Genomic DNA, 26,356 nt, shown 5'->3' with positions numbered 1-26,356 from the left:
CATTTACTATTGACAAAGTTGCGCACCGCAATTAATTTAATTGCGGTACGCAACTTTATTTTTAGAGGTAAGTGATAATGAACGCTCGTCAACTCCGACACTACTCCCGTCAAGCCGTCCGGTTGCTTGGTATGCTCGATAAACAATGCGGCGATGTCGCTCTTACCCCGGTACAAGCGCACGCGTTAGGTGAAATCCAATTGCAGCCATTGACCATCAACCAACTGGCGCAGCAGCTTAGTGTCGACAAGTCCAATGCAAGCCGCACCATTACTGGTTTGATTAAATTAGGCTTGGTTGAGAGCATCGAAAACCCGAAAGATAAACGAAGCCAACTCGTAGCACTCACAATTCAAGGACAGCAGGCGTTAGCGCAACTAGACCAACAACAAAACAGCTTTTTTGAGCAGTTACTTACACAACTTGATGACTGTGAGCAAGAACAACTCAAACTTGGTTTAGAGACTTACCTAAAAGGGCTAACAAAAGTGTGTCAGGCTGAGGAATACGTTCTTCGACCTCTTACTAAAGCAGACAACCCGCAAGTCGCAGATGTGATTCGTAAAGTCTCTGCTGAATACGGCTTAACCGCAGACAAAGGTTATGGTGTGGCAGATCCAACGCTTGATGATATGTATTCGGTTTACAATCAATGCGGCGCCGCCTATTGGGTCATTGAACATCGCGGAGAGATCGTTGGTGGCGGTGGCTTTGCCCCTTTAGCTGGTGAGCCAAATGTGTGTGAGCTGCAAAAGATGTACTTCTTACCTCAAACACGAGGACACGGTTTAGCCAAACGCATCGTCGCATTGAGCTTACAACTGGCGAAACAGTTTGGGTATCAGCAGTGCTATTTAGAAACGACCGAATGTCTAAGAGAGGCGGTAGGCTTGTATGAAAAGCTAGGCTTTGAGCATCTCGATGCCCCGCTTGGGCAAACAGGGCATGATGCATGTGAAGTCGTAATGCTTAAGGTACTGTAATAAAAAATATTATCAGACGTTAAAGCACAACATGGGTAACGCAAAGCTCCTGGCTCAATGCAACAGTGAAGTTTTGGCGTTGCCCATCCAATTCAACAGACAACTGATAGAGATCATTTGGATCAGGGTCATTAAGATCAGCATACTTTGGCGCTTCAATCTGAAAGAGTGCGCTGGCGTGATCTGCACGAACGTCAATTGGGATATGGTAAGTCATGCCATTAAACTTTACCGCTGCTGACACTAGCCCTGGTGCAAATGTCTGGTAATACAAATCGACCTTAAATTCACACCCGCCACCATGGTGCCAAATCTGCTCGGTTGCCACGCGCTCTAAACGCACGTTGCGAATAAACTGCAAGTACGGTTCTTGCCACACGCCCAGTCGCTCATCACTTTTCTTATATTGATGTTCAGAAAGCGGGCACAGCTCTGGCTTATCCTCATCGAATAAAAGATCTTCTTCTTCCTCTAGGAACAATATCTCAAAGCGATTACGCCCCATTTGCATGTATGGGCGAATGTCTTTCTTATACACACTTTGCGAGCCATCACAATCAAACACAGCCACGCCGTTCAAACGTACCTCCGCATGGTAATCAACACCACCCATTACCATTTCCACTGCAGGAAATGCCATCATCGCCTCATCCACTTCAATATCGTGCATCAAGTGCCATTCTTGTTGACGAATCGCTTCTTCCGTCAATTCATCAGGCAGGACCAGACTTAAAGGGGCGGGAAAAGTGATGTCATCCTGTGGAATCGAGAGGTCCGTCAGTGGAGAGACTTGCCATAAACCGGCGAGTGAGAGTTGCATATACACCTTGCGCTAGATCAATTTTCACGCATTATAGGGAGAAATCCCCTATAAACTCAATGTGAATTATTTATCACCTCCACATTCATCTGTTGTTGGATGCCATTTTCAAGGTATAAAAAAACCAGCGTTAAACGCTGGTTTTTTTAAAAGAGGTGAGCTTTGATTACTCGTCGTCTTCATCTTCTTCAGGGTAAAGCGCATCTTCGCCTTCGTAGTACGTACCCCAACCGTCGTAGATGATGTCGTATTTTTCTGCCAAGTGAATCAGTTTTTCAACTTGCGCATCAATGGCTTCTGCGTCTAATGCTGATTCCATGGTTGCGTCACAGCAAAGCAACTTGTTGCCATCTTCATCTTCAGTTTCTTCCGCTTCAAGCACTTCAAAACCCATCTTGAATGCTTCAACTACCGCTTTTTCTAGCGTGTCAAAATCTTCTGCAAACAGGTGGTGCTCGATTTCGTATAGCGAATCTGGATCGCTGCCATCTTCTAGCAATGCTGCAATGATATCGCGAGTCTCTTCCTTTTGAATCTCAATTAATTCTTCTACTGATAGATATTCATCTTCGTGAGACATGTTTTGGCTCCAGATTAGTTACTTGATAGAAACACTATACCCGATACTGAGTATGCTGATCCGGTGAAATATGGCATGGATTGCGATGAAAAGCCACAAACAAACATCATACCACCGCGATTCTTATCGGTTATTTGAATATAAATATTAAACCGACCACGCAAAGAAACAAAAAATTAACAAAAAATGGCATTTTTTAATATTCAGAATATCCTAACTGACACTTAATGCGGTTATTTTCTCTTTCTGTGCGTGTTTATGGCGCTTTCTTGAATACACTCACGTGTAAAACGAAGAAGCATAACGAATAAATTTACTTTAATAATGCATAATTGAGAATAAAAATGCACGTTTTATGCACTATGCATGTATTCTTTCTCAACGGGGAAATTAGAATAAAAACGCACGCTCTCCACATTTCACAAAATAGAATTTAAACCTAAACCAAGACTTCATAAGAAAAATACCCAAAACTAAAATCTAAAAAACAATAAAAACTCAGAATATAGACAAAGTGTAGTGATTTGCATCTTTCTAGGAAGCTTGTCATAACTAACGGCTGGAAAATTTGTAAGGATACAAAATGAGCAAGCTGTACGTTGGATCAGAAGTTGGTCAACTTCGACGAGTTCTATTAAACCGCCCAGAGCGCGCCCTAACCCACTTAACTCCATCAAACTGTCATGAGTTACTGTTTGATGATGTTCTTGCTGTAGAAGCGGCCGGTGAAGAGCACGATGCGCTCGCACGCACGCTACGCGATCAAGATGTAGAAGTGCTTCTCCTCCACGATTTACTGGTCGAAACCCTCGCCGTTCCAGAAGCAAAACAGTGGCTGCTAGATACTCAGATTTCTGACTTTCGTTACGGGCCAACCTTTGCGCGAGACCTACGCCAATATTTTTCAGAAATGGATGATGAACACCTTGCCAGCATCTTTTTAGGTGGCTTAGCTTACTCAGAGCTGCCGATCACCTCATCTTCTATGCTGCCAAAAATGAAGCGTCCGCTGGATTTTGTTATTGAGCCACTACCTAACCACCTATTTACGCGTGATACCTCATGCTGGGTTTATGGTGGTGTATCGCTCAACCCAATGATGATGCCTGCACGCCAACGTGAAACAAACCACTTACGTGCGATTTATCGTTGGCACCCAATTTTTGCTGGCCAAGACTTTATCAAATACTTCGGTGATGATGATCTGCATTATGATAATGCGAATGTCGAAGGCGGTGATGTGTTGGTTATTGGTAAAGGTGCAGTTCTGATCGGTATGTCTGAGCGCACGACCGCGCAAGGTGTAGAAAACCTTGCAGCGAGCCTGTTTAAGGCAGGACAAGCAACCGAAGTGATTGCGATTGATCTGCCTAAACACCGTTCATGCATGCATTTAGACACCGTTATGACCCATATGGATGTGGACACGTTCTCTGTTTACCCAGAGATCATGCGCAAAGATCTCGACACATGGCGCTTAACACCAAAAGGCAATGGTGAAATGCATGTTGAAGCATCTCATAACTACCTACATGCGATTGAATCTGCTCTTGGCTTAGATCAGCTGAAAATCATCACCACGGGTGGTGACAGTTATGAAGCTGAGCGCGAACAATGGAATGACGCCAATAACGTTCTTACCGTAAAACCGGGCGTTGTGATTGGTTACGAACGCAATGTATACACCAACGAAAAATACGACAAAGCTGGTATCAAAGTACTGACAGTCCCAGGTAACGAGCTTGGCCGTGGCCGTGGTGGCGCCCGCTGCATGAGTTGTCCGATAGAACGAGACGATATATAACCAATTCGTCCTTTTACATTAAATGAATAAAAACTAAGGTTGATGTGAATGCATCAACCTTTTTTAGTTTTACGTAAAAATAATTATTCACAAATAAAGCATTTATATGTTTTAATGCATTCTATTAATTCAATCACACGTACTAAGGGACGAGCTATGGCTTTCAATTTACGTAACCGCAACTTTTTGAAGCTATTGGATTTCTCAACCAAAGAAATCCAGTTCTTGCTCGAACTGTCTGCAGAGCTAAAAAAAGCAAAATATGCAGGAACAGAGCAGAAGACACTTCAAGGTAAAAACATTGCACTCATCTTTGAGAAATCTTCGACTCGTACCCGATGTGCGTTTGAAGTCGCAGCTTTTGATCAAGGCGCTCAAGTCTCTTACATCGGCCCTTCTGGTTCTCAGATTGGCCATAAAGAATCAATGAAAGACACCGCGCGCGTACTTGGCCGCATGTATGATGGCATCGAATACCGCGGTTTTGGCCAATCCATTGTTGAAGAGCTTGGCACTTATGCTGGTGTTCCAGTGTGGAATGGTTTGACTGATGAGTTCCACCCTACCCAAATCCTTGCTGACTTCCTGACCATGCAAGAGCATGGCCGTGGTAAACAGCTGCATGAAATGACCTTCGCTTACCTAGGCGATGCACGCAACAATATGGGCAACTCGCTCATGGTGGGTGCTGCTAAAATGGGCATGGATATTCGCCTTGTCGCGCCAAAAGCGTTCTGGCCTGAAGAAGATCTGGTGGCAACTTGCCAAACTATCGCGCAGCAAACTGGTGCAAAAATCACATTAACTGAAAGCGTGGAGGAAGGTGTGAAAGGTTGTGATTTCCTATACACCGACGTTTGGGTGTCTATGGGTGAGTCTGCCGAGGCATGGGATGAACGTGTAGCGTTAATGACACCATATCAAATCAATATGGACGTGATTAAGCAAACGGGTAATCCACATGTGAAATTCATGCACTGCCTTCCTGCTTTCCACAATGATGAAACCACCGTCGGCAAAGAAGTCGCTGAAAAATACGGCATGAAAGGCCTTGATGTAACAGAAGAGGTATTTGAGTCAGAATACTCCATCGTATTCGACGAAGCTGAAAACCGTATGCACACCATCAAAGCCGTGATGGTAGCAACATTAGGAAGCTAAACTAGCAAGCCAAAACAGCCGCTAAAAACCATGATGTAATCGCTTGCGCTCACGAAAGTTAAGCGTATAATGCTCGGCAATTTGTCTGAGGATTAAGAAATGACCAAGCTAATTGCCGACATGAAAACGCGATTTGCTCTAGCTAAGCGACTACGCTTACGTGGTGTTATTTTCGTTAATTCTATTGAATTTTAAAACCTCCCCATTTGGGGAGGTTTTTTTATGTCCAAAATTCCTTTCGGCAATTTGGATGTAGTCATCAATGTTATAGGGAAGAAGATCATGGCGAACTCGCTTTACCAGAAGCACATCATCTCTATTCCAGAGCTTTCACGTGAAGAGCTGGAACTTATCGTAGAAACAGCAGGCAGCCTTAAAAAAGCACCTCGACCAGAACTGATTAAAAACAAAGTCGTTGCCAGTTGTTTCTTTGAACCATCAACACGTACACGTTTATCGTTTGAAACAGCGATTCAACGCATTGGTGGTGACGTGATTGGCTTTGATAATGATGGTAATACCTCTCTGGCGAAAAAAGGCGAAACACTCGCAGATTCAGTACAGGTCATCTCTTCTTACGTCGATGCCTTTGTGATGCGCCATCCACAAGAAGGCGCCGCTCGCTTGGCCTCTGAATTCTCAAATGGCGTGCCAGTGATCAACGCTGGTGACGGTGCAAACCAACACCCAACTCAAACGCTACTCGACCTATACACCATCGCGGAAACACAAGGTCGTCTAGACAACTTGAACGTAGCGTTCGTCGGTGACCTAAAATATGGCCGCACGGTGCACTCACTGACTCAAGCATTAGCGAAGTTTAATAACATCCGCTTCTTCTTTGTTGCACCAGAAGCATTGGCAATGCCAGATTACATCTGCGAAGAGCTAGACGAAGCTGGCATTCAATATAGCCTACACACGGACATGGAGAGCGTGATTCCTGAACTGGATATTCTGTACATGACACGAGTACAGAAAGAACGTTTTGACGAATCGGAGTACGCGCACATTAAATCGGCGTATATTTTGACAGCGGCATTACTCGAAGGGGCGCGCGAAAATCTAAAAGTACTCCACCCACTACCACGTGTGGATGAAATCACAACCGATGTTGATAAAACGCCTCATGCTTACTTCTTCCAGCAAGCTCAAAATGGCGTATACGCTCGCCAAGCACTGTTGGCGCTTGTTCTAAACGAAACACTGTAATCGAGGAGAAAACCCATGGCTAAAGAAACTCAATTGCAGGTAGAAGCAATCAAAAATGGCACAGTCATCGACCACATCCCTGCGCAAATCGGCATCAAAGTATTAAGACTGTTCGATATGCACAATTCATCACAGCGCGTTACGATTGGTCTGAACTTGCCATCATCGGCACTCGGTCATAAAGATCTACTGAAAATAGAAAATGTGTTTATTAATGAAGAGCAAGCGAGCAAGTTGGCGCTGTATGCTCCTCACGCGACCGTGAACCAAATCGAAAACTATGAAGTGGTGAAAAAGCTCGCGTTAGAGCTTCCAGAGCGCATCAATGATGTCTTCGAATGCCCAAATTCAAACTGTATTTCTCACAATGAGCCAGTAGAAAGCAGCTTTAGCGTATTCGAAAAGAAACAAGAAATCCGCCTAAAGTGTAAGTACTGCGAGAAAGTGTTCTCACGTGAGATCGTAACCGAACGATAAACACACCGTACGACTAGGCGTGATACGTTTAAAATACCCCGCAATGTCGGGGTATTTTACTCTTTACCTACCACGGGTTTAGAGGCAAACTGAGAATCTTTATTCCCTACAACTGATGGAAAAATCAAATGACGAAAGTACTTCACACTGAATCTGCACCAGCAGCAATCGGTCCTTACGTTCAAGGCGTAGATCTAGGTAACATGGTTCTTACTTCAGGCCAAATCCCAGTAAACCCAGCGACAGGTGAAGTGTCTGCTGATATCGCAGAGCAAGCTCGTCAGTCTCTAGAAAACGTAAAGGCTGTGGTTGAATCTTCAGGCCTTAAAGTGTCAGATATCGTGAAGCTAACGGTTTTTGTTAAAGACCTAAACGACTTTGGCACGGTGAACGAAGTTTACGGCAAGTTCTTTGATGAGCACGGCGTAGCAAACTACCCTGCACGTTCTTGTGTAGAAGTCGCTCGCCTACCTAAAGATGTTGGTATCGAGATTGAAGCAATCGCTGTTCGCAAATAATTGCACTTGCTGACAAACATAAAAAAACGGGTAGCTCAGGCTACCCGTTTTTTATTGTCTTTTCGTGATGATATCGCAGTAAAACTTAAGCAGCGTTGCGCTGTTTGACTTCTTCATCTAACGATTCAAGCTTCTCTTTCATCTGTTCACGACAGATATTCGCTAACTCGCGAATGCCCTCTTTACCATAGCCTTCAGTGCTGATTGGAGGTAGCATTTCAACAATCACATGACCATTGTTCCAACGGTTCAGCTTAATTTTATTCGTCGAGCTACATACGATAGGAATGATTGGCACACCTGCACCAATTGCCGCATGAAAAGCACCTGTTTTGAATGGCAGCAAACCACGCCCACGAGAACGCGTGCCTTCTGGGAACATCCACACCGAAACATCACTTTCTTTCATGCTGCTCACGACCTGATCGATAGTACCTTTTGCTTTAGAGCGATTCGCTCGGTCAATCAGAATGTTACCCGTAAGCCAGTAAAGCTGACCAAACAGTGGCATCCAAGCCAAGCTCTTTTTACCTACTGTCACAACTTTCGGAGTCACAGCCGCAGAAACAGTAAACATGTCCCAATTGTTCTGGTGGTTAGCAATGTAAACATGTTGGCCGCGTGAATACGCATCTTCAGGGATACGCAACTCTAACTTAATCCCAAACACACGAGACATCTTGGCAAACAAGCGGCCAAAAGTGAAAACGTGCTTAGGGTTTCGGGGGCTTAACAGGCAGTAACCACAACCACCAATAAACATAACAATCGCAAAGATAGCGACAGCAAATACACGTAACAGTGCAATCATTCTTGTTCTCCAGGAACCGGCTTTTGCCAGATACAGCTATTAATTTCTCTCTTTCCATAAAGGATAACTATGGTCATGAGAGTGATATAAAAAAGCCGAAACTCAGGTTTCGGCTCTCTTGATATCCAAGTTACCTGCGGTGCAGTTTAACTTGCCTCGCTCACTCGCTCAATATTTGCGCCAAGTGCAGCCAGTTTATTTTCGATTTTGTCGTAACCGCGGTCGATATGGTAAATACGGTCAACGATGGTTTCGCCTTTAGCAATACAGCCCGCAATTACCAAACTAGCCGAAGCTCGTAGGTCGGTTGCCATGACTTGCGCACCACTTAATGACTCAACATCACCACAGATAACGGTGTTGCCTTCAATCTCGGCTTTCGCGCCCATACGCATGAGTTCTGGTACGTGCATAAAGCGGTTTTCAAAGATAGTCTCAGTGATTACGCCGCCGCCTTTCGCCATCATGTTTAGTAGCGTAAATTGCGCTTGCATATCGGTCGGGAAGCCTGGATGCGGCGCTGTACGTACACTCACTGCTTTCAGCTCGCGATCAGTCATATCAACTGAAATCCAATCTTCACCCGTTTCGACAAGCGCGCCAGCTTCTTCTAGCTTGGCTAAAACCGCTTCAAGCAAATGAGCGTTAGTGTTACGACATACTACTTTACCGCCAGATACCGCGGCAGCGACAAGGAATGTTCCCGTCTCAATACGGTCGGCAACCACGTTGTGTTTACAACCACCTAGGCGCTCAACACCTTCAATCGTGATCGTATCTGTGCCTGCACCAGAAATTTTTGCACCAAGCTTATTTAGGAAATCCGCTGTGTCTACAATTTCAGGTTCGCGCGCCGCGTTGTCTAGTGTTGTAGTGCCTTCAGCAAGTGCTGCAGCACACATGATGGTGATCGTTGCGCCTACGCTGACTTTATCCATCACGATGTGCGCACCTTTTAGACGACCATCAACCTCAGCTTTAACGTAACCATCTTCAAGCGTAATCGTTGCGCCCAACTGCTCTAGGCCAGAAATATGCAGATCAACAGGACGAGCACCGATAGCACAACCGCCAGGTAGAGAAACCTGACCTTGACCAAATCGCGCTACGAGCGGGCCCAAAGCCCAAATAGAAGCACGCATGGTTTTCACCAAATCATACGGTGCGCAGTATTCAGTAATGCTACTTGGATCGACGTGAACAGAACCATTACGGCTTACTTTCGCGCCTAAACGCTTAAGCAGTTCCATGGTTGTATCGATATCACGAAGGTGTGGCACGTTTGCCACTTCTACAGGCTCTTCCGCCAAGATAGACGCAAATAAAATCGGCAGTGCTGCGTTTTTTGCACCGGAAATGGTCACTTCACCAACGAGTGGTTTATCTGACCCAATAACTCGAAACTTTTCCATCAATAAACCTTAAAGCGACATCAGTTTCTTATCACGAGCCCACTCTTCTGGTGTGAACGCTTTAATTGATAATGCGTGAATGTCGTTACGCTGGATGTATTCCATCAGAGGACCATAAATTAACTGCTGCTTCTTAACGCGGCTCATTCCATCGAAACAAGCATCAACAGCAACCACCTCATAGTGGCTACCTTCACCTTTTACATGCACTTCTTGAAGGTTTAGTGCTTCTTCTAATAACTGTTGTACTTTTGCGCTATCCACAATTTACCCCTGATAATTCTGTATGTGTTTGGCCACTAAAGATTCAACATTGCTCAGTTGAAACAAAGTGCGCAGTTGCGCCGGCACGAAACTGAGCATTATATGACAGTTTTGCTTTTTTGCATGCTCTAATAAGTGGATTAACATCACCATTCCTGCAGAGTCGACGCGCTCTATCTCTTTTAACGAGCATTCCAGCTCAGCTTGAGCTGGTTGCCATTGCTGAGCATACGCCCACAATGAGGGCACTGTATCTCTATCAAGTGCCCCTGTTAGCTTAAGAATGTTTTGATCTAATTGCCACTGAGCGGGAGTCTGGGCCATTATTTCTTCGCCTCAAAGCGAACCGGTTCCGCAGCTAATTTTTCTAGATCTTTCGCGACAGATAAAATGCCTTCTTGACGAATTTTGCTATTCCATTCTGACTGTTTGCTAGAGAGTAAACTAATGCCTTCCGCAATCATATCGAATGCTTCCCACTCACCAGATTTGTTGTCTTTACGCAATTTGAACTCTAGCTTGATGTTTGGACGCGGCGTATCGATGATATCAACTTTAATGCTGGTGATACGCTTAGAGTCATCAATGCTAGGCTCAGGACCAAATTCAATTTGTTGGTCACTGTATTGCGTTAGCACCTGGGCATAAGAAGCAATTAAGTACGCGCGAAATGCATCGATAAACTCAAGTACGTCTTCACGTTTCGCTCCTTTTAGGTTTGGACCTAGGAGCTTTAACCCAGCATAGCGGTAGTTGACGTAAGGCATTAGCTCTTCTTCAACAATCACCTTGAGTAAATCTGGGTCTTGTTTGATTTTCGGCTGCTCAGCTTTTAATCTTTCGAACGTGACTTCAGCCACTTGCTTCATCATCTTATAAGGTTCAGTTTTATCCACTTCTGCTGCACTTGTACCAAACGCGCTAAACACAGCACAAACTGAAAGTAATAATCTCGCTAACATAGTTATTCCTTACTTGAATCGTCTGAACCACCTACGCTGTAAAGCACTTGACCAATTAAGTCTTCAAGCACGAGCGCTGATTTGGTGTCTTCGATGGTATCGCCATCGACCAGCATGACTTCATCGTCAAAAACAAAGCCTGGTACTAAACCAATGTATTGCTCACCAATCAAGCCAGACGTCAAAATTTGTACGCTCGACGTTTCTGGGAATTGATCGTATTTGCTATTGATCGATAGAGTTACAACAGGTAATAAGTTATCTGGGTTAAGCGAAATATTGCTTACCCGGCCAATCACAACCCCACCCACTTTTACTGGCGAGCGAACTTTTAAACTACCAATATTATCGAACTCAGCTTTGAGGGTGTAAGTATCACCAGAGCCAATGCTTTTTACGTCAGCAACTTGAAAAATCATCACAAGAATCGCGCAAATTCCCGCTAATACAAAGCTGCCAACCCATAATTCAGTTTTACGTGTTTGTTGCATGATTAATTCCCAAACATCAATGCGGTCAGTACAAAGTCTAGTCCCAGTACTGCTAAAGAAGAATGCACAACAGTGCGCGTAGTTGCTCGGCTGATCCCTTCCGAAGTAGGAATAGCATCATAACCATTAAATAGAGCGACCCAAGTAACCGTAATTGCAAACGCAAAGCATTTGATCATACTGTTACCAATATCCTGTCCTAGTTCAACTGAGGACTGCATCGCTGACCAAAAACTGCCATGGTCAACACCTTTCCAGTCAACACCAACAAGCTGGGCGCCCCAAATACCCACTGCCATGAAAATCATAGCCAGCAATGGCATTGAAATAGCACCAGCCCAAAAACGTGGCGCAATCACTCTTTTCAAAGGATCTACCGCCATCATTTCAAGGCTAGAGAGTTGCTCCGTCGCTTTCATCAAACCTATCTCTGCAGTTAACGCAGAGCCTGCACGACCAGCAAACAGAAGTGCAGTGACAACGGGCCCTAATTCACGTAGCAATGAGAGCGCCACCATTTGCCCCAAACTGCCCTCTGCGCCGTAATCCACCAGCACAACATAGCCTTGTAGGCTCAAGACCATACCAATGAACAACCCAGATACGACGATAATCGCCAGAGACTGGACGCCTACGGAATAAAGTTGTTTAACGAGCAGAGGAAAGCTTTTGAGCGGTTGTGGCTTAGTAAACAGTGCCCCAATCAGCATGAAAGTCGCACGACCAAATGCTCCGCAGATGGAGAGCGTTCGTCTACCTAGTGAGGCGACAAAATGCATAAAGTTATCGACCATCAAATAAGTCCTTTTCGATACTTTGAGAAGGGAAGCGAAACGGTACAGGACCATCTGCATCACCTTGTAAGAACTGCTGAACGCGAGGGTCAGGATTCTGATTAAGCTCTTCTGGTGTGCCAAAAGCGATAATTTTGCCATCGGCCATCAGATAAACCCAATCGGCAATACTCATTACTTCAGGCACGTCGTGAGAAACGACTATAGAAGTTAAACCTAACGCTTGATTTAGATTACTAATGAGCTCAACCAAGACACCCATGGTGATTGGGTCTTGTCCGACAAATGGTTCATCATACATGATTAAATCAGGATCTAGGGCGATCGCACGCGCCAACGCAGCGCGTCTAGCCATGCCACCCGATAGCTCGCTCGGCATCAATTGTGCCGCGCCGCGTAGACCGACGGCTTCAAGCTTAAGCAACACCATGGTACGAATCAGCTCTTCAGATAAATTCGTATGCTCTCGCAATGGGAAGGCGACGTTATCAAAGACATTCAAATCAGTGAATAAAGCTCCTGATTGAAACAACATGCTCATTTTCTTTCGAGCATGGTAGAGTTTTTTACGCGAGAGAGAGGGAATATTGTCGCCATCAAACCAGATCTCTCCTTGCTCGGGATACAACTGACCACCAATTAAACGCAGCAGTGTAGTTTTACCTATTCCCGATGGTCCCATAATGGCCGTCACTTTGCCCTCAGGAACATGCAGATCAATACCATCAAAGATCTTGCGCTCTCCCCGTGAAAAAGTGAGGTTGTTCACGGTGACTAAATCGTTGTTCGACATATCATCTCTTCTACTGTCGGAGCGTTGCAACTCACGGCATCATCAACCAGACACACAACGGAGTTGAATTTCACGTTTAATAAAGTAACGTCGGTACATTTATTAGGCTGCAATCATAAGCACATTGGCTTTGAATTTAAAGCACTGTTCAATTAAATAAAGTCGAGTATATACCTGCAATTTTTTGTGGATTACGATCAAATCAGCGCAAAGTGTTTAAATCCTAGACAAGAATTGCTGATTTAAATGAACGACATTTGCATACATTTTCGTTACTAACCTTTAATTTATTCGTCGTTTATCTTCCATTTTAGGCCGCAAAAGGTCAAAATTAGCGGTTATTCATTTTACTTATTTAATACTTAGGAATTCTCATGCTCGAAGCCGTAGCGTTGCTTATAGTCGGTCTTGTTTTGCTCGTATGGAGTGCAGATAAACTTGTTTTTGGTTCTGCAGCGATAGCCCGCAACGTCGGTATTTCACCTCTTGTCATCGGCATGACAATCCTTGCGATGGGCTCTTCTGCGCCAGAGATGATGGTTTCTGCAACCGCAGCCTGGGACGGAAAAACCGATACTGCAGTGGGTAACGTTTTAGGCTCAAACATCGCGAACATCGCGTTAATCCTAGGTATTACAGCACTCATCAAGCCTCTGTCGATTAGCTCCGCGGTCATCCGCCGGGAACTGCCATTAATGATTGCAGTAACAGTACTCGCCGGTATTCTGCTTTGGAATAGCCATCTCGGTTTTTATGAAGGTGTCTTATTGTTTGTACTCTTTGGGGCATTTTTATTTGCTATGTTGCAGATCAGCCGCAAAGAACAAAAATCAGGTGATGTTTTTCTTGATGACCAAGAGTCAGAGATCCCAGAAGGCGTCAGCAACCCTAAAGCGATCATGTGGGTGGTTATTGGCCTGATACTGCTTCCTTTGGCAGCAAGCATGCTAGTGGATAACGCGGTGATTATTGCGAAGTATTTTGGCATGAGCGATCTTGTCATCGGCCTGACTATCATTGCCATCGGCACTAGTCTACCTGAGCTCGCAGCATCGCTTGCTGGTGTTTTAAAAGGTGAAGACGACATGGCCGTCGGTAACATTATTGGCTCGAATGTGTTTAATATTCTGGCCGTAATGGGCATTCCTGGCATCATTAATCCATCGGTGCTGAGTGAGTACGCGATGGGACGTGACTTCTGGGTCATGTTAGGCGTTTCACTGTTACTTGTCGCGATGTGTTTGGGTAAATCACGCAGTATTAACCGTATTGAAGGTGCAATCTTGTTTGCATGCTTCCTAGGTTATCAAGTGTACTTATTCGCAAACATGGCCGCTTAATTACCACGATAAATAAGTAGAGAACTGATATGTCCAATCAATTTGATTTTCGCGCTGCTGCTAAACAAGTTCTTGATATCGAAGTTGCTGCTCTGCAAGAGCTGGATACCTACTTTGATGATCAATTTGAGAAAGCGTGCGAACTGATCCTTTCCAACAGCGGCAAAGTAGTCGTTATGGGTATTGGCAAGTCAGGCCACATTGGTAACAAGATTGCTGCGACTCTGGCAAGCACGGGGACTTCTGCGTTTTTTGTTCACCCTGGCGAAGCAGCACATGGCGACTTGGGCATGATCAGCCCTGGAGATATTGTGCTCGCAATTTCTAACTCTGGTGAGTCAAACGAAATTCTGTCTCTATTTCCGGTATTAAAACGCCTGAACATCAAGATAATTAGCATGACAGGCAAGCCAGAATCCAATATGGCAAAACTGTCTGACTTGCACCTGCAAATCACGGTACCTCAAGAAGCTTGCCCACTAGGGTTGGCACCGACCAGCAGTACCACGGCCACATTAGTAATGGGAGACGCATTAGCCGTAGCCCTACTTCAAGCGCGTGGTTTTTCTGCCGAAGATTTTGCCCTATCTCATCCAGGTGGCGCGTTAGGGAGAAAACTGCTGCTTAAGTTGTCTGATATTATGCACTTTGGAGAAGCGTTACCTAAAGTTTCTCCAAACGCATTGATTCGCGATGCCCTGCTTGAAATTTCAGAAAAAGGGCTAGGCATGACCGCTATCGTCGATGAGCACGATGCTATGCTTGGTATATTCACCGATGGTGATTTACGTCGCACCTTAGACAAACGCATTGATATTCATACGACCGCGATTGGCGAAGTCATGACGACAAATCCAACCACAGCGCACCCTGATATGCTAGCGGTTGAAGGTTTGAACTTGATGCAGAATAAAAATATTAACGCTCTGATTTTATGTAAAGACGAAAAAATTGTGGGTGCACTGAACATGCACGATTTACTAAAAGCTGGCGTGATGTAATATCAGCACAAACATTTAAATCATTTATTACACAAATAAAGGCAATGGTCAGGGAAGTACTGAGCTAAACGATAGGCCTTCATTATATGAGTTTTACTCGCCTTATTTATTTGCTCTTGATCTTCGTTGTCGCATGGTGCGGTTATTACCTACTGACCCCAAAAGGCAACGACGCAATTCAAGTAGCACCAGATTCTGAACTGCCCATGTTCAGTGGTACTGGACTGGAAAACATCACCTATGGTGAAGATGGTGTCCGCAGTTACATCATCCGCTCCACGAACTTAGACCATTATGCTAAGAGTGGAGATACCATTTTTAATAACCCGACTTTGATGGTTTACCGTGAAGGTAGCGTCATTGAATGGAAGGTGACGGCCACAAGAGCCGTGTTAGATGAAGACCAAGTCTTAACGTTATATGACAAGGTCTTAATGCAAAATCTTCTGCCAGGTGCGAGTTTTGATACCATGGCAACAGACAAGTTAGTCATTAATCTAACCAATCGTGATTTTAAAGCTGATCAACAGGTCATGTTGGTTGGGCCACAATTTGAAACTACTGGAGGCGCAATGCAAGGCAACTTAAAGCAGCATACCGCAACTCTGACAGACGAAGTTCAAGGTCGATATGAAACCGTTACACCTTAGCCTACTGGCACTGGTATTGGCGGCGCCTCAAGCGCTGGCACTTAAGTCGGATACTCAACAACCGGTTTACATTAACTCTGACACCCAACAGGTGGATATGAAGAGTAACCAGGTTATCTTTAAAGGCGATGTATCTCTTAAGCAAGGTAGCATCAATATCGATGCTGATAGAATCGTGGTAACGCGCGATCCTAAAACCGAAGCCATCAAACAGATTCAAGCATTTGGTAAACCTGCGAAGTTTTCTCAGCTGATGGACGATGGTAAGACACTGAGTGGTCAAGCTGTGGAGCTGGATTACCGTATTTCTACAGACGAATTGACCATGAAAGGTCAAGCGCAACTGGCACAAGACAACAACACTATTAAAGGTTCTTCGATTCGTTACCAAATTGGTAAACAAAAGCTAGTCGCTGATAGCTCTAAGGAAGAGCGCGTTACGACCATTTTGCAACCCAATCAGATAGAGAACTAATATGGCAGTACTGAGTGCGAAAAACTTGGCGAAAAGCTACAAAAAGCGCAAAGTCGTAACCGATGTTAGCTTGGAAGTTGAATCTGGTCAGATTGTTGGGCTGCTAGGCCCAAACGGCGCAGGTAAAACCACCTCGTTTTATATGATTGTCGGCTTAGTGCCACGAGATGAAGGCACCATCACCATTGATGATAAAGACATCAGTATTCTGCCGATGCACAGTCGTTCGCGTCTCGGGATTGGCTACCTTCCGCAAGAAGCGTCGATTTTCCGTAAGCTGTCGGTAGAAGATAACATCATGGCTGTACTCGAAACTCGTCAAGAAATGACACGTGAAGAGCGCCAAGATAAGCTGGAAGATTTGTTGGAAGAATTCCACATCCAGCACATCAGAACCAGTGCGGGTATGGCACTATCAGGGGGTGAGCGACGCAGGGTGGAAATCGCTCGCGCTTTAGCAGCCAACCCTCAATTCATTTTGTTGGATGAACCTTTCGCAGGTGTTGACCCAATCTCGGTTAATGACATCAAGAAAATCATCGAGCATCTACGCGATCGCGGCCTCGGAGTGTTAATCACTGACCATAACGTGCGTGAAACACTGGACGTATGCGAAAAAGCCTATATCGTAAGCCAAGGGCACCTAATTGCATCGGGAACTCCGGCAGAAGTTCTCAATAATGAACAGGTGAAACAAGTTTATCTCGGCGAACAATTCCGTCTATGATTATATTAGGAACGGTAAGATTCTGAGCATTACAAGGTAAGTAACACTGAATGAAACCTTCATTACAACTCAAGCTAGGTCAACAGTTAGCCATGACGCCACAGTTGCAACAAGCGATTCGCTTACTGCAACTGTCGACACTCGATCTTCAACAGGAAATCCAAGAAGCCTTGGATTCAAACCCATTATTGGAAGTTGAAGAAGGCCAAGATGAGCCTCTAGCAAACGGTGAAGATAAATCAGCGGTCGAGGCTGCTGATAGCAACAGTGCTAACGAACCAGCAGACATTGACGTTCCAGACAGTTCAGACGTAATTGAGAAGTCAGAGATCAGCTCTGAACTTGAAATCGATACCACTTGGGATGACGTCTACAGCGCGAATACCGGTAGCACTGGCTTAGCTCTTGATGATGATATGCCCGTCTACCAAGGCGAAACCACGGAATCATTGCATGACTACCTAATGTGGCAGCTTGACCTGACACCATTCAGTGAAACCGATCGTACGATTGCATTAGCGATTATTGACGCTGTTGACGACTACGGTTACCTAACCCTATCTCCTGAAGAAATTCATGAGAGCTTCGATAACGAAGAGATTGAGTTAGACGAAGTAGAAGCCGTTCGTAAACGTATTCAGCAGTTCGATCCGCTCGGTGTGGCATCACGCAACTTACAAGAGTGCCTACTGCTACAGCTGGCGACTTTCCCAGAAGACACGCCATGGCTTGCTGAAGCCAAAATGATTCTTGCGGATCATATTGATCACCTGGGGAACCGTGATTACAAGCTCGTCATCAAAGAGACTAAGCTGAAAGAAGCCGATCTCCGTGAAGTCCTCAAACTTATCCAGCAGTTAGATCCTCGTCCCGGTAGCCGTATCACACCGGATGATACCGAGTACGTAATTCCAGATGTGTCCGTTTTTAAAGACAACGGCAAATGGACTGTTTCTATCAACCCAGATAGCGTTCCAAAATTAAAAGTTAATCAACAATATGCTCAATTAGGCAAAGGCAATAGCGCGGATAGCCAGTACATCCGCAGCAATTTGCAAGAGGCAAAATGGTTAATTAAGAGCTTAGAGAGTAGAAACGAGACGCTACTCAAAGTTGCAAGATGTATTGTTGAACATCAACAAGATTTCTTCGAGTATGGTGAGGAAGCCATGAAGCCAATGGTACTAAATGATGTAGCCTTGGCAGTGGACATGCATGAATCCACGATTTCTCGTGTAACAACACAAAAATTTATGCATACACCACGTGGCATTTTTGAATTGAAGTACTTCTTCTCTAGCCATGTTAGTACTGACAACGGCGGAGAATGTTCGTCAACAGCAATTCGCGCACTCATTAAAAAACTGGTCGCAGCAGAGAATACTGCTAAGCCATTGAGTGATAGCAAGATTGCTGCTCTTCTGGCTGACCAAGGGATTCAGGTCGCAAGACGTACGATAGCCAAATATCGAGAATCCTTGGGAATTGCCCCTTCAAGTCAGCGTAAACGCCTATTATAAGGCACTAACTGAAAAGGAAAGTCTATGCAAATCAATATTCAAGGCCATCACGTTGATCTTACCGATTCAATGCAAGACTATGTAAATTCTAAGTTTCAGAAGCTCGAAAGGTTCTTCGACCATATCAATCAAGTACATGTTGTACTAAAAGTTGAAAAAATCACTCAAATCGCGGAAGCTACGCTTCATATAAATCAAGGCGAAATCCACGCATCAGCTGATGACGAAAATATGTATGCCGCGATCGATTCGCTGGTAGATAAATTGGTTCGCCAACTCAATAAGCACAAAGAAAAACTAAACAGTCATTAATCATGCAACTGAGCGAAATACTGTCATTGGACTGCACCAAGAGTGCGGTCCACTGCACGAGTAAAAAACGCGCCCTTGAAATGATCAGCCGCATCGTGGCTGATCAAACGGGCCAAGATTCTACCGAACTGTTCGAGTGCATGCTCAACAGAGAGAAAATGGGCAGTACTGGTATCGGAAACGGTATTGCGATCCCACACGCTAGAATGCAATCGAGCGACAAGGCTATTGCTGTCTTGCTGCAATGTGATGAAGCAATTGAATTCGATGCGATTGATAATCGACCTGTCGACCTTCTTTTTGCGCTCCTTGTACCAGAAGAACAGTGCAAAGAGCACCTCAAGACTCTATCCTCTATGGCAGAACGTCTGAGCGATAAGCAAGTATTGAAACTACTGCGCAATGCTCAGAGTGATGAAGAACTTTACGACATCATGATTCACCAATAAGCAGGACGGACATCATGCGACTAATCGTGGTTAGCGGGCACTCAGGTGCCGGTAAGAGTATTGCGCTGCGCGTACTGGAAGACTTAGGTTATTACTGTGTTGATAACCTCCCAGTGAATTTGCTGGACGCATTTGTTCACTCTGTTGCTGACAGCAAGCAGAATGTTGCGGTAAGCATTGATATTCGCAATATCCCTAAAAAGCTAAAAGAACTGACTGGTACACTGGAGCAGTTGAAAACAGAGCTTGATGTGACCGTGCTTTTCTTGGACGCCAATAAGGAAACGCTACTCAAACGCTACAGCGAAACACGCCGAATCCACCCTTTATCTTTAGGTGGCACCTCTCTCTCCCTTGACCAAGCCATCGAGCGTGAGAAAGAAATTTTAACGCCACTTAAAGCGCATGCCGATCTTGTACTGAACAGCAGCGGACAATCTTTGCATGAGTTGAGTGAAACCGTGCGTATGCGTGTTGAAGGCAGAGATCGCAAAGGGCTTGTTATGGTATTTGAGTCTTTTGGCTTCAAATATGGCCTGCCTTCCGATGCCGATTACGTATTCGACGTTCGCTTCTTGCCCAACCCACATTGGGAACCAGCGTTGCGCCCACTTACGGGTTTGGATGCCCCTATCGCCGCATTTTTGGAGCAGCACCAATCGGTGTTAAGTTTGAAATACCAAATTGAAAACTTTATAGAGAATTGGTTACCTCTGCTCGAGAAAAATAACCGCAGCTATTTGACCGTTGCAATAGGTTGTACCGGAGGTAAACATCGTTCGGTGTACTTAACTCAGCAAATCGGTGAGTACTTCGCCAATAAAGGACACCAAGTGCAAATTCGTCATACCTCACTAGAGAAAAACACTAAGGAGTAGCTGTGGAGTTAAGTCGTAAAGTATTGATTCAAAATCGCCTTGGCTTACATGCTCGCGCAGCCGTCAAACTGGTCGAACTGGCCCAGAGCTTTGAAGCGGTCATCACTATCGACAATGAAGAAGACAAAACCGCCACAGCAGACAGCGTAATGGGTTTATTAATGCTTGAGTCTGCTCAAGGACAGTACGTCACAATCCACGCTGCGGGTGAGCAAGCAGAAGAAGCACTGGATGCCGTTTGCCACTTAATCGAAGATAAATTTGATGAAGGCGAGTAATTTACTCGCTTTTTTATTACCTCTCACTCTCCTTCCCCTCACTGCTCCAATAAATAAATTTGCTTAGTATCATAAGTTGTTATTAAAAGGCGCCTAGAATTAAGTTATTATTCAACGCATTGTAAATATCAGGAATTGGGAGGAATGAATGGCAGAGCAAATTGAATTCGACCAAGCTCACCAAGCCCTCCAAGAAGTCACAGAAGCGCTAGAAAATGGCCGCTTCGTCCATGTTCGTCGTCAGTTACAGGACATGGAACCTGAGGATATCGCTCACCTTTTAGAAGCCTCTCCACGCAAAAGCCGTGAAGTTCTCTGGCAACTCACCGACCCTGAAGACTACGGTGAAATCCTCGACGAACTGAACGAAGACGTCAAAGATAGTCTCGTATCCAAAATGGCACCAGAGGCGCTTGCAGAAGCGACAGAAGGCATGGATACCGATGACGTGGCTTATGTACTGCGTAGCTTGCCAGACAACCTGTCACGCGAAGTCCTGTCGCAAATGGACTCCTCTGACCGTCTGCGTGTCGAAACCGCCCTGTCCTACCCAGAAGACACTGCAGGTGGACTGATGAACACCGACGTTATCACGATTCGTGGTGACGTAGATGTGGACGTGGTTTTACGTTATCTGCGTATGAAAGGTGAACTACCAGAAGCAACGGATGCTCTTTATGTCATTGATGAAGAAAGCAAACTGATTGGTGAACTACCCATTACTCTGCTGATCACGACCCAGCCTGATGTCAAAATTGTCGACATCATGGAAGATGCTGACGAAGCGATCACTGTCGATACCAGTGATTCAGATGTTGCTAGTCTGTTCGAACGTCGTAACTGGGTCTCTGCTCCTGTCGTAGACGAGAATCAGCATCTCGTTGGCCGTATCACTATCGATGACGTAGTTGACGTTATCCGTGAAGATGCCGAGCACTCGATGATGAGTATGGCAGGTATGGACGATGACGAAGATACCTTCGCACCCGTTGTAAAATCAGCTCGCAAACGTAGTATCTGGCTTGGGGCTAACGTGTTGGCCGCACTCGCTGCCGCTTCTGTTTCTAACATGTTTGAAGCCACGCTAGACCAGATGGCTGCCATTGCCGTATTGATGACGATTGTTCCTTCCATGGGTGGTGTCGCTGGTAACCAAACCGTCGCACTAGTAATTCGTGGTCTTGCTCTTGGTCATATCGGTGACTCGAACAAACGAGAACTGTTGATGAAAGAAGCCTCGATCGGTTTACTCAACGGCATCATGTGGGCGCTGATTATTGGCGGCATTGTTGTCGCTTGGAAAGGTAACTGGATGCTAGGGGGAATCATTTCCGCAGCGATGCTGACCAACTTATTGGTCGCTGGGGTTGCCGGAGTAACGATTCCAATCCTCTTAAAGAAAATGAACATCGACCCAGCTTTAGCTGGTGGTATGGCGTTAACGACCGTAACGGATGTAATTGGTTTATCAGTATTCTTAGGGCTTGCCACAATACTGATTACCTAGCTGCAAAAACTAAAAAGCCTGATGAACACATCAGGCTTTTTGAATTCTGAATTAGGAAAGCTTACTCACCCGCCACTTTCATCGCATCTAGTAAGATTGAACCCGTTTGAATTTGCGAGCGCGTTTCAACGTCGCTACCTACGGCAACAATCTTATTGAACATGTCCTTCAGATTACCAGCGATGGTAATTTCCGATACTGGGTATTGGATTTCACCGTTCTCAACCCAGAAGCCTGCAGCACCGCGAGAGTAATCACCTGTTACCACGTTCACGCCTTGCCCCATCACTTCTGTCACTAGCAAACCAGTGCCGAGCTCTTTAAGCATTTGTTCGAAGTTTTGACCAGTCGATTTCACGTACCAGTTGTGGATGCCACCAGCGTGACCTGTCGGCGCCATCTTCATTTTACGTGCGGCATAACTGGTTAACAGGTAAGTCGCTAGCACACCGTCAGTGATGATCTCACGATCTTGAGTGTACACGCCTTCGCTATCGAAGGGGCTTGACGCCAAACCACGTAATACATGTGGACGCTCCGAGATATTGAACCACTCAGGAAGCACTTGCTTACCAAGATGATCAAGTAGAAAAGAAGATTTACGGTACAGGTTACCACCGCTGATCGCCATAACAAGGTGTCCAATCAAGCCTGTCGCAACATCAGCGGCAAACATGATTGGGTATTTACCTGTCTTTAGGCGCTGCGCATCTAAGCGGTTAATCGTATTCTCTGCCGCCTTACGACCCACTGTTTCTGGTGTCCATAAGTCATCGCGATGACGTGCCACTGTGTAGCTGTAATCACGCTCCATTTCGCCATTTTGACCAACGCCAATCACACAACAGCTGGTACTGTGGCGGCTAGACGCATAGCTTGCTAATAAGCCATGGCTGTTACCATACACTTTCACCCCGTAGTGGCTATCATAACTCGCGCCATCACTTTGCTTGATTGCACTGTTATAACTTAACGCTTCTTTCTCAGCGGCGATCGCCACATCGGCAGCATAATCGGGATCAGGGGCGTCTGGGTGGAAAAGATCAAGCTCAGGGATCTCTTGCACCATGTATTCTTTGGCTGCGGGCCCTGCAAATGGATCTTCAGATGTGTAATGCGCAATATCCAGCGCCGCAATAACGGTTTGCTCGATAGCAGCTTCACTTAAATCAGACGTGGAAGCACTGCCTTTGCGTTGACCTCGGTAAACGGTAATGCCCAGCGCACCATCGCTGTTGAACTCGACATTCTCTACCTCGCCCATGCGAGTAGATACACTTAAACCAGTGCTTTTGGTAATTGCGACTTCGGCGGCGTCAGATTTTGCCGATGCAAGCTTTAAGGCTCTTGCGACGGCTTGCTCTAGCTCGGTACGTTGCTCAGCAACCTGCTGTTTAATATCCATTGTCTTTCACATCTTGTCTTTGATGAACAATAGGATAACAAGAATTTCGCTTTCTCCCCACGATTCTTGTTAAAATAGTCATAATATTAATCAAAACACAGGCAACTGAAATGGCACGTAAGAATCAAAAAGCGCCATGGGAACCAGAAGAAGAGATCATCTGGGTAAGCAAATCCGAGATGAAGCGAGACATGGAAGAACTGCAAAAGCTAGGTGAGGAGCTTGTCGGCCTCAAACCTGCAGTTCTCGAAAAGTTTCCATTGAGCGAAGACCTGCGAGAAGCAATTGCAGACGCACAACGCTTTAAAAACGAAGCACGTCGTCGCCAATTACAACGTATTGGTAAGTTGATGCGTTATGAAGATCCAGAGCCAATCCAAGCGGCATTGGATAAGATTCGTAACAAGCACTCTCAATTAACGGCGGTATTCCACAAGCTTGAAGCTCTGCGTGATCGCGTGGTAGAAGAAGGCGACAAAGCCATTGATGACGTAATGGAAATGTACCCAGAGGCGGATCGTCAGCGTCTACGCCAATTGGCTCGCCAAGCAGCGAAAGAGAAAAAAGCGGGGAAACCAGCAAAAGCGTACCGCGAAATCTTCCAGATCCTAAAAGGTCTGAACGAAGAAGAGTTTTAATTCGACGGTTCGATTCCAACGAGCATTCAATTAACGAAAAAAGCAGACATGATGTCTGCTTTTTTATCTTTTACTTAAATGTCAACGTTACACCAAGCGATTAATACGCTCTCCGCGCTCGAAAGCGTTAATGTTCTCAATCAAGATTCCCACTAAACGTTGAATCGATGAGTCGCTGCCCCATGCAACATGCGGTGTAAGTAACAAATTAGGTAAACCCATATTGGCAATCAGCGGATTGCTCTCATCAGCTGGTTCTTGGGTAAAGACATCAAAGCCAGCCGCAGCGATTTCTCCCTGCTTTAGGGCATCCACCAGCGCTTGCTCATTCACCAAGCCTCCACGCCCCGTATTAATTAGAATGGCGTTGGGCTTCATTTGTTGCAACTCTGCTTGACCAATTAAATTCTGAGTATGCTCGTAGAGCGGACAGTGCAAAGTCAACGCATCAGAACGTTTTAACACTTCCTCAAACGGCACATAACCAGGTCGACATTCTGCCGCCCCTTTACGCTCAGAAAACAACACGGTCATTCCTAACGCTTGAGCTAGATTCGCCGTCGCTTGCCCCAGCGCCCCACTACCAACAACACCTAACGTGCTACCACCTATATCCCCGATTGGGTGCGTAAAAAAGCAGAACTGCTTATTACGCTGCCATTCGCCAGCGGCAATATCTTGATGGTAACCAAATAAATTTCGGCGTAAAGCAAACAGCATCGCAATCACGTGCTCAGGCACCGAACGCGTCGCGTAACCACGTACATTGGCAACCGCAATATCATGCTTAGCACAGTAGTCCACATCGACGTTATTAAAACCAGTCGCGGCAACCGCGATCATCCGCAATTGTGGTAGTTGCTCTAATATATTTTGGTCAAGCAGGACTTTATTGCTAATCACGATATCTGCATCTGCTAACCTTTCTATTACCTGCTCTGGCGCGGTTAAGTCGTACTCACGCCAGTGGTGCTGAAAGCTAGGTCGTGGGATCTCAATATGTTCTGGGATGGTCGCTCGGTCCAAAAATACGATGGTCGGCAAAGACATAACAACTCCTTGTTCACGGCTGAAAGACAGGATACATCAACCACAGTAACGAAATAGCGAACTAGAAAGAACCGTTGTTGAGTGCAATTGGCGTTAAGGGTGTGGCAACGTTTTATAATCAGGCAATGTACGTTCTGGCGAAAAATAGTTAAAGATCATCGCCTCAGCTTCAGGATAAAAGTCACAGGGTACAAAAATACTGCTCAGCTGATCCGTGGCTGGGTGATAAAAACTTAGCTCCGCAGCGTGCAACTCTAAACGTTCTGAAAACTGATACGCCTCTTCAGTTGCATAAAACTCATCACCCACAATCGCATGACCAATCGCCATCAAATGCACGCGTAACTGATGCGATCGACCAGTAATGGGCAGTAGTCGCACAACGGTCGTATGGGTGCCATCAGAGTGCACTTCACGCTTCACCACTTGGAATAAAGTTTGAGATGGCTTGCCGTCGTCGAAGCATACTTTTTGTCGCGGACGATTTGGCCAATCACAAATTAATGGAAGGTCAATATTCCCTTCTTGCGGCTCAACATGCCCCCAAACACGTGCGTAATACACCTTGTGGGTGAGACGATATTGGAACTGCTTTTTTAATGCTCGCTCCGAAGGTTTATTTTTCGCCAGCAGCATCAGCCCTGATGTCGACATATCCAAGCGATGCACTACTTGGATTTCTGGATGCACCTCCTTGAGGCGGCTCCACATGCTGTCGTAATGCTCTGCAAGGCGACCAGGAACAGACAGCAATCCTGATGGCTTATTCACTGCCAGAATGTCGTCATCCTCAAAAACGATATCGACCCAAGGGTCGGTGGGAGGGGTATATTCAAGCATTGCCATGGGAGATCTCTACAAATAAAAACGCCGCGATTATATACCCAAATAGCACCCAGATGCAGGATTCTGAAGAAAAGTTCAACCCAATAAAACAAAGTCAATCCTTTAGCATAAAAACTAAAAATAGCACGTTGTAAATTTAGTTTGACAACAAGACGCATAACTGAATAGAGTGCTAGATGCACACAGCATGATATTCGC

General features: G+C 45.4%; 32 protein-coding genes. 19 read left to right on the top strand and 13 right to left on the bottom strand.

From position 1 onward, the window contains the following. Window positions 1-77: 77 nt before the first annotated feature. A complete protein-coding gene (locus FKN16_RS20510; RefSeq protein WP_170903460.1) occupies window positions 78-983 on the top strand; it encodes a bifunctional helix-turn-helix transcriptional regulator/GNAT family N-acetyltransferase in 906 nt (301 codons plus the stop codon). A gap of 19 nt (window positions 984-1,002) precedes the next feature. On the opposite strand, the gene FKN16_RS20505 is transcribed toward FKN16_RS20510, so the two are convergent. Beyond that, a complete protein-coding gene (locus FKN16_RS20505; RefSeq protein WP_104974782.1) occupies window positions 1,003-1,803 on the bottom strand; it encodes a hypothetical protein in 801 nt (266 codons plus the stop codon). Between the two features lie 166 nt (window positions 1,804-1,969). Continuing rightward, window positions 1,970-2,383, bottom strand: coding sequence for a ribonuclease E inhibitor RraB (gene rraB / locus FKN16_RS20500; protein ID WP_005381081.1), 414 nt, complete (start codon window positions 2,381-2,383; stop codon window positions 1,970-1,972). Between the two features lie 583 nt (window positions 2,384-2,966). Here rraB and arcA point away from each other — a divergent pair. The 6 genes from arcA (at window position 2,967) to FKN16_RS20470 (ending at window position 7,555) form a co-directional block, all read left to right on the top strand. Beyond that, window positions 2,967-4,187 (top strand): arginine deiminase, encoded by a 1,221-nt coding sequence (arcA, locus tag FKN16_RS20495; RefSeq protein ID WP_170903459.1) that lies wholly within the window; start codon window positions 2,967-2,969, stop codon window positions 4,185-4,187. Between the two features lie 156 nt (window positions 4,188-4,343). Further along, a complete protein-coding gene (locus FKN16_RS20490; protein WP_170903458.1) occupies window positions 4,344-5,348 on the top strand; it encodes an ornithine carbamoyltransferase in 1,005 nt (334 codons plus the stop codon). 99 nt (window positions 5,349-5,447) lie between these two features. Continuing rightward, the gene (locus FKN16_RS20485; RefSeq protein ID WP_031780631.1) at window positions 5,448-5,543 is read left to right on the top strand and encodes a hypothetical protein; all 96 of its coding nucleotides are present in this window, start codon (window positions 5,448-5,450) and stop codon (window positions 5,541-5,543) included. An 87-nt stretch (window positions 5,544-5,630) separates the two neighbouring features. After that, on the top strand, window positions 5,631-6,560 hold the full coding sequence (gene pyrB, locus FKN16_RS20480) for an aspartate carbamoyltransferase (protein ID WP_005397473.1): 930 nt from the start codon (window positions 5,631-5,633) through the stop codon (window positions 6,558-6,560). A gap of 15 nt (window positions 6,561-6,575) precedes the next feature. Then, a complete protein-coding gene (pyrI, locus tag FKN16_RS20475; RefSeq protein WP_005381086.1) occupies window positions 6,576-7,037 on the top strand; it encodes an aspartate carbamoyltransferase regulatory subunit in 462 nt (153 codons plus the stop codon). Window positions 7,038-7,165: 128 nt separating this feature from the next. Then, window positions 7,166-7,555, top strand: a complete 390-nt coding sequence (locus tag FKN16_RS20470; RefSeq protein ID WP_005381087.1) for a RidA family protein — start codon at window positions 7,166-7,168, stop codon at window positions 7,553-7,555. Window positions 7,556-7,640: 85 nt separating this feature from the next. Here the strand turns inward: FKN16_RS20470 and FKN16_RS20465 are convergent, their stop codons facing one another. From FKN16_RS20465 to mlaF, 8 genes are all read right to left on the bottom strand, one after another. Further along, on the bottom strand, window positions 7,641-8,366 hold the full coding sequence (locus tag FKN16_RS20465; RefSeq protein WP_005381088.1) for a 1-acylglycerol-3-phosphate O-acyltransferase: 726 nt from the start codon (window positions 8,364-8,366) through the stop codon (window positions 7,641-7,643). Window positions 8,367-8,512: 146 nt separating this feature from the next. After that, the gene (gene murA / locus FKN16_RS20460; protein ID WP_046873610.1) at window positions 8,513-9,778 is read right to left on the bottom strand and encodes a UDP-N-acetylglucosamine 1-carboxyvinyltransferase; all 1,266 of its coding nucleotides are present in this window, start codon (window positions 9,776-9,778) and stop codon (window positions 8,513-8,515) included. A 9-nt stretch (window positions 9,779-9,787) separates the two neighbouring features. After that, on the bottom strand, window positions 9,788-10,042 hold the full coding sequence (gene ibaG / locus FKN16_RS20455) for a BolA family iron metabolism protein IbaG (protein ID WP_005396230.1): 255 nt from the start codon (window positions 10,040-10,042) through the stop codon (window positions 9,788-9,790). Window positions 10,043-10,045: 3 nt separating this feature from the next. After that, complete coding sequence (locus FKN16_RS20450) at window positions 10,046-10,366, bottom strand: lipid asymmetry maintenance protein MlaB (protein ID WP_005396231.1); 321 nt, start codon at window positions 10,364-10,366, stop codon at window positions 10,046-10,048. Further along, window positions 10,366-11,004 (bottom strand): phospholipid-binding protein MlaC, encoded by a 639-nt coding sequence (mlaC, locus tag FKN16_RS20445; RefSeq protein ID WP_005396232.1) that lies wholly within the window; start codon window positions 11,002-11,004, stop codon window positions 10,366-10,368. Before mlaC ends, FKN16_RS20450 begins: the two co-directional genes overlap by 1 nt. Window positions 11,005-11,006: 2 nt before the next feature. Then, window positions 11,007-11,495 (bottom strand): outer membrane lipid asymmetry maintenance protein MlaD, encoded by a 489-nt coding sequence (mlaD, locus tag FKN16_RS20440; protein WP_170903457.1) that lies wholly within the window; start codon window positions 11,493-11,495, stop codon window positions 11,007-11,009. Window positions 11,496-11,497: 2 nt separating this feature from the next. Then, a complete protein-coding gene (gene mlaE, locus FKN16_RS20435) occupies window positions 11,498-12,289 on the bottom strand; it encodes a lipid asymmetry maintenance ABC transporter permease subunit MlaE (protein ID WP_005396234.1) in 792 nt (263 codons plus the stop codon). Next, complete coding sequence (gene mlaF / locus FKN16_RS20430) at window positions 12,279-13,082, bottom strand: phospholipid ABC transporter ATP-binding protein MlaF (RefSeq protein ID WP_005396235.1); 804 nt, start codon at window positions 13,080-13,082, stop codon at window positions 12,279-12,281. Before mlaF ends, mlaE begins: the two co-directional genes overlap by 11 nt. Window positions 13,083-13,456: 374 nt before the next feature. On the opposite strand from mlaF, the gene FKN16_RS20425 reads away from it, so the two are divergent. The 11 genes from FKN16_RS20425 to mgtE all read left to right on the top strand — a co-directional run bounded on the left by FKN16_RS20425 (window position 13,457) and on the right by mgtE (window position 22,219). Further along, window positions 13,457-14,422 (top strand): calcium/sodium antiporter, encoded by a 966-nt coding sequence (locus tag FKN16_RS20425; RefSeq protein ID WP_005396236.1) that lies wholly within the window; start codon window positions 13,457-13,459, stop codon window positions 14,420-14,422. Window positions 14,423-14,451: 29 nt separating this feature from the next. Continuing rightward, window positions 14,452-15,423, top strand: a complete 972-nt coding sequence (kdsD, locus tag FKN16_RS20420) for an arabinose-5-phosphate isomerase KdsD (RefSeq protein ID WP_005396237.1) — start codon at window positions 14,452-14,454, stop codon at window positions 15,421-15,423. Window positions 15,424-15,509: 86 nt separating this feature from the next. After that, the gene (gene lptC, locus FKN16_RS20415) at window positions 15,510-16,073 is read left to right on the top strand and encodes an LPS export ABC transporter periplasmic protein LptC (RefSeq protein ID WP_005396238.1); all 564 of its coding nucleotides are present in this window, start codon (window positions 15,510-15,512) and stop codon (window positions 16,071-16,073) included. Next, window positions 16,054-16,548, top strand: a complete 495-nt coding sequence (gene lptA / locus FKN16_RS20410) for a lipopolysaccharide transport periplasmic protein LptA (protein WP_005396239.1) — start codon at window positions 16,054-16,056, stop codon at window positions 16,546-16,548. Before lptC ends, lptA begins: the two co-directional genes overlap by 20 nt. A 1-nt stretch (window position 16,549) precedes the next feature. Next, window positions 16,550-17,275 carry an LPS export ABC transporter ATP-binding protein gene (lptB, locus tag FKN16_RS20405; protein ID WP_005396240.1) on the top strand — a complete coding sequence of 242 codons (726 nt, stop codon included), beginning with the start codon at window positions 16,550-16,552 and terminating at the stop codon, window positions 17,273-17,275. A gap of 50 nt (window positions 17,276-17,325) precedes the next feature. Then, the gene (locus tag FKN16_RS20400) at window positions 17,326-18,795 is read left to right on the top strand and encodes an RNA polymerase factor sigma-54 (protein WP_005396241.1); all 1,470 of its coding nucleotides are present in this window, start codon (window positions 17,326-17,328) and stop codon (window positions 18,793-18,795) included. Between the two features lie 24 nt (window positions 18,796-18,819). Next, the gene (gene hpf, locus FKN16_RS20395; protein ID WP_005381114.1) at window positions 18,820-19,107 is read left to right on the top strand and encodes a ribosome hibernation promoting factor; all 288 of its coding nucleotides are present in this window, start codon (window positions 18,820-18,822) and stop codon (window positions 19,105-19,107) included. A 2-nt stretch (window positions 19,108-19,109) separates the two neighbouring features. Then, complete coding sequence (gene ptsN / locus FKN16_RS20390; protein ID WP_005381116.1) at window positions 19,110-19,556, top strand: PTS IIA-like nitrogen regulatory protein PtsN; 447 nt, start codon at window positions 19,110-19,112, stop codon at window positions 19,554-19,556. Window positions 19,557-19,570: 14 nt separating this feature from the next. Then, window positions 19,571-20,434, top strand: coding sequence for an RNase adapter RapZ (gene rapZ, locus FKN16_RS20385; protein WP_006742353.1), 864 nt, complete (start codon window positions 19,571-19,573; stop codon window positions 20,432-20,434). Between the two features lie 2 nt (window positions 20,435-20,436). After that, on the top strand, window positions 20,437-20,712 hold the full coding sequence (locus FKN16_RS20380) for an HPr family phosphocarrier protein (RefSeq protein ID WP_005396244.1): 276 nt from the start codon (window positions 20,437-20,439) through the stop codon (window positions 20,710-20,712). Between the two features lie 148 nt (window positions 20,713-20,860). Next, the gene (mgtE, locus tag FKN16_RS20375) at window positions 20,861-22,219 is read left to right on the top strand and encodes a magnesium transporter (protein WP_006742352.1); all 1,359 of its coding nucleotides are present in this window, start codon (window positions 20,861-20,863) and stop codon (window positions 22,217-22,219) included. Between the two features lie 61 nt (window positions 22,220-22,280). On the opposite strand, the gene pmbA is transcribed toward mgtE, so the two are convergent. After that, window positions 22,281-23,624 (bottom strand): metalloprotease PmbA, encoded by a 1,344-nt coding sequence (gene pmbA / locus FKN16_RS20370; protein ID WP_006742351.1) that lies wholly within the window; start codon window positions 23,622-23,624, stop codon window positions 22,281-22,283. 110 nt (window positions 23,625-23,734) lie between these two features. On the opposite strand from pmbA, the gene yjgA reads away from it, so the two are divergent. After that, complete coding sequence (yjgA, locus tag FKN16_RS20365) at window positions 23,735-24,262, top strand: ribosome biogenesis factor YjgA (RefSeq protein WP_005396253.1); 528 nt, start codon at window positions 23,735-23,737, stop codon at window positions 24,260-24,262. Window positions 24,263-24,349: 87 nt separating this feature from the next. On the opposite strand, the gene FKN16_RS20360 is transcribed toward yjgA, so the two are convergent. Both FKN16_RS20360 and FKN16_RS20355 read right to left on the bottom strand, forming a co-directional pair. Further along, window positions 24,350-25,312: a D-2-hydroxyacid dehydrogenase gene (locus FKN16_RS20360; RefSeq protein ID WP_170903456.1), complete on the bottom strand. Its 963-nt coding sequence runs from the start codon at window positions 25,310-25,312 to the stop codon at window positions 24,350-24,352. Between the two features lie 93 nt (window positions 25,313-25,405). Next, entirely contained in the window at window positions 25,406-26,158 is a 753-nt protein-coding gene (locus FKN16_RS20355) for a pseudouridine synthase (protein WP_006742349.1), read from the bottom strand. Window positions 26,159-26,356 lie beyond the last annotated feature (198 nt).

The sequence above is a fragment of the Vibrio sp. 11-4(1) genome (genome assembly GCF_013048625.1).
Lineage (GTDB): Bacteria > Pseudomonadota > Gammaproteobacteria > Enterobacterales > Vibrionaceae > Vibrio > Vibrio diabolicus.
The sequence above is the reverse complement of the archived record's forward strand: the minus strand, read 5'-3'. Positions and strand labels throughout refer to the sequence as shown.